General features: G+C 68.3%; 2 protein-coding genes. One reads left to right on the forward strand and one right to left on the reverse strand.

What is annotated here, in order from left to right:
- Positions 1 to 272 precede the first annotated feature (272 nt).
- Positions 273 to 488: a hypothetical protein gene (locus tag ABD378_RS43640; protein WP_344531027.1), complete on the reverse strand. Its 216-nt coding sequence runs from the start codon at positions 486 to 488 to the stop codon at positions 273 to 275.
- A gap of 220 nt (positions 489 to 708) precedes the next feature.
- On the opposite strand from ABD378_RS43640, the gene ABD378_RS43645 reads away from it, so the two are divergent.
- Positions 709 to 3234 carry a DEAD/DEAH box helicase gene (locus ABD378_RS43645; RefSeq protein ID WP_344531029.1) on the forward strand — a complete coding sequence of 842 codons (2526 nt, stop codon included), beginning with the start codon at positions 709 to 711 and terminating at the stop codon, positions 3232 to 3234.
- Positions 3235 to 3263 lie beyond the last annotated feature (29 nt).

Below are 3263 nucleotides of genomic sequence, written 5' to 3' on the forward strand. Positions count from 1 at the left end.
CCGCTCCGCGGAAGCGGAGGCGTGGGGCTGCGCCCCACGCTCACCTGCCTTGCTGCGCAAGACAGGTGACACTCCGTCCGCTGCGCTCCCGGAGTGCAGGCCCTCGCTGCGCTCCGGCCCAGTGAGTCCGCTTCGCTCCCCCACTCAACAGCCCTTCCGGCTCCGCCTCCAGGACCCTCAAGGCCCACTGAAGCAGGCAGGCTAGCTACTGGACTGGGGTTCGCAGGCCTGACGGGCAGTAGCAAGGAGGCGGGCGGAGGCAGCCTGAGGGGTCAGAATGCGGGGCGCTCCACCGGCTGCCAGTCTTCTATCGGTTTGGTCCTGAACATGCCTCGGTACACAAGCCGGGTGAGCACTACTGCGCCGTCTCCGTACTCCTCCAACTCCTCGAACGCTTCAGCAGCCGAGTCGTACACGAACTTCTTCCCCTTCGCGTTCTTGATGATCCACTCACGGTCGGCTGCAGCGCCGATGCCACCTGTCTGCATTCTCCCCACCCCATCGGAAATCCAAGAGTTGTGCTTGCTTCAAAGTAATATACGGATAGACTCTGGACTCGGATAGCTCCAGCAATGGAACTCCGAACTGTTCTCGATGGCACGCGATCGATATCGATGTACCTCGATCAGGAGCCGTGCGAATGCTCAAGTTAGCTCATCGGGTGGCTTGTTACTCCGCCGGGAGATCCCAACAGGAGGGCAGAAGTACATGTCGACCGAGCATGCTGATCATCGCGAGGCCGCCCAGCGAGAAGCCATTGACGCGATCGTGCGTGCCCTCGAATTGCCTGCACGATCACTTCTTGTTCCTGAGCGAGGGCTTCGAACACAGGTGATCATGGCGACCGGGTCCGGCAAGACCCGGGTCGCGGCCCGCAGCGCAGAGAAGCTCCACGCAGGCCGTGTGCTGGTGCTCGTCCCATCGCTGGACCTGCTCACCCAGACCGAGGCCGCGTGGCGTGAGGGCGGCCGCACGGGCCCGATGATCGGGGTCTCGTCCCTGCGGGGCGAGGACGTGTCCTTTCCCAACACCACTGACGTGAAGGAATTGGTCGACTGGGTCCGGCCGTTCGACAAGGTCACCGTGTTCGCCACGTACGCCTCCCTCGGGCTCGGCACCCTGGAACGGGGGCACGCCGCCGGCCTCCCGGGCTGGGACCTGATCGTGGTCGATGAGGCGCACCGGACGTCGGGGCGGCTGGGCAAGCCCTGGGCCGTCGTCCACGACAACACCCGCATCCCGTCCCTGCGCCGCCTCTACATGACGGCCACGCCCCGTCTGTGGCAGCTCGGGGACGAGGACCAGGAGGGAACGCAGGGCGAGCTGGTCGCGAGCATGGACGACGACCCGGACGGGCCGTTCGGCGCGCGCTGCTACACGCTGACGCTGTCGGAGGCGATCGACCGGGGGATCTGCGCGCCGTACCAGGTGGTGTGTGTGGACATCACCGACACCCAGCTCCAGGCCGCGCAGCTTCTGGGTGCGCAGGGGCGCTCGGACGAGGTCCGTGGGGTCCGGCTTGCAGCCCTCCAGACCGCGCTGCTCAAGGCGTCGTCGGAGGAGGGCTTCCGGCGCACACTCGTCTTCCACCACATGGTGAAGGAAGCCGAGGCGTTCGCGGCCGGTCTCCCCGACGTCGCCGCCCAGCTGCACGCCGCCGACCCCGAGCTGCACCCACGTACGATCTGGGCGGAATGGCTGTGCGGCGAGCACAAGCCGGGCCACCGGCGGCGGGTCCTCGGGGAGTTCGCGGCCGGGACCGCCACGGACAGCACGGTCGTGGAGAAGGGTTTCCTGGGCTCGGTGAAGGTGCTGGGCGAGGGCGTGGACATCAAGAACTGCGACTCCGTCTACTGGGCAGACGTGCGCGGCTCCATGCCCGACCTCGTCCAGGCCGTGGGCCGCGCGCTGCGGATGCAGCCGGGCGAGGGGAAGGTCGCCTCGCTCGTGGTGCCGGTACTGCTCGGGCCGGGCGAGACGGCCGACAACATGCTCACCTCCCGGGCGTTCGGCGGCCTGGCCAAGCTGCTGGAAGCGCTCAGGGCGCACGACGCCCGGGTGGCGGAGCAACTCGCCGAGCAGCAGGCCCCCAGCGCCTATAAGCCCGTCCAGAGGACCGAGCAGGCCCAGGAGAGCGGGGGCGAGGAGAACAGGTCCAGTGGCCCGTCGGCGTCCGCGCGGAAGCTGCTGAAGTTCTCGGTGCCGCGCGACCCGGCGCAACTGGCCGCGTTCATCAACCTGCGCGTCCTCAACCCCGAGCACGAGCACTGGCGGCGCGCGGTGGAGGCCGCCGTCATCTACGCCCGCGAACACGGCGACCTGAAGGTGCCGTTCACGTTCCGCGTCCCGACCGTCGACGACCAGGAGGTGGAGGCCACGGTGTGGCCGGCCTCGCTCGCGAACTTCCCGCTGGGGCAGTGGACCGCCGACGCCCGCCGGTTCTACGCCCGCGGCGAGATGGACCAGGACCGCGTCGCGCAGCTGGAGAAGCTCGGCATGATCTGGTCGCACTTCGACGTCGCGTGGGAGGAAGGCCTGGCCGCCGCGCGCGGTTGGGCTGCCAAGAACGGGCACCTCCTAGCGCCCCTGGACGCCACGTTCCAAGGGGCGGCGGTGGGCATCTGGTTGAAGAATGCGCGGGCCGCGGCCCGGAAGGCTGCCGAGGTCGAGCGGCGGCGTGCCGAAGGGCTGCCGGTTCAGTCGTCGGCCGGGGCGCTCTCGGACGAGCGGCGCGAGCAGCTGGAGGAGATCGACGCGTCCTGGTGCCCGAGCTGGCCGGTGACATGGCAGCGGTGCTTCCACCTGGTCCGGATACACCTGGACGCGGGCGAGACACTGCCCACCACGGCGAGCGAAGTCCTGCGCCAAGGCGAGGACCTGGGGCGATGGGTGACATCGGTGCGGCTCAGGTGGGAACAACTCACCACCGTGCAGCAGTGGATGTGCGAACACGTCCTCGGAATCCAACCCGCCACCGAGGACGAGAAACCGCCCCCGCGCCGCACCCAAGCCGACAAATGGGCGCTCAACTACCAGGCCGCCAAGCAGTACTACCAGCGCGAAGGCCACCTACAGGTCCCGCGCAAGCACATCGAACGGATCATCGTCGGCGAGGACCAGAAGGAGCGGGAGCACAAACTGGGGGCCTGGATCAGCAATCAGCGCAGCAGAGCCGCCACACTGACACCCGAACGGATGGAACAGCTGGCCGCAATCGGCATGCGCTGGACCTGATGGGCGCCGTCATCACTGCGGCCGCCGCG

The sequence above is a fragment of the Streptomyces rectiviolaceus genome (assembly GCF_039533825.1).
Classification (GTDB): domain Bacteria; phylum Actinomycetota; class Actinomycetes; order Streptomycetales; family Streptomycetaceae; genus Streptomyces; species Streptomyces rectiviolaceus.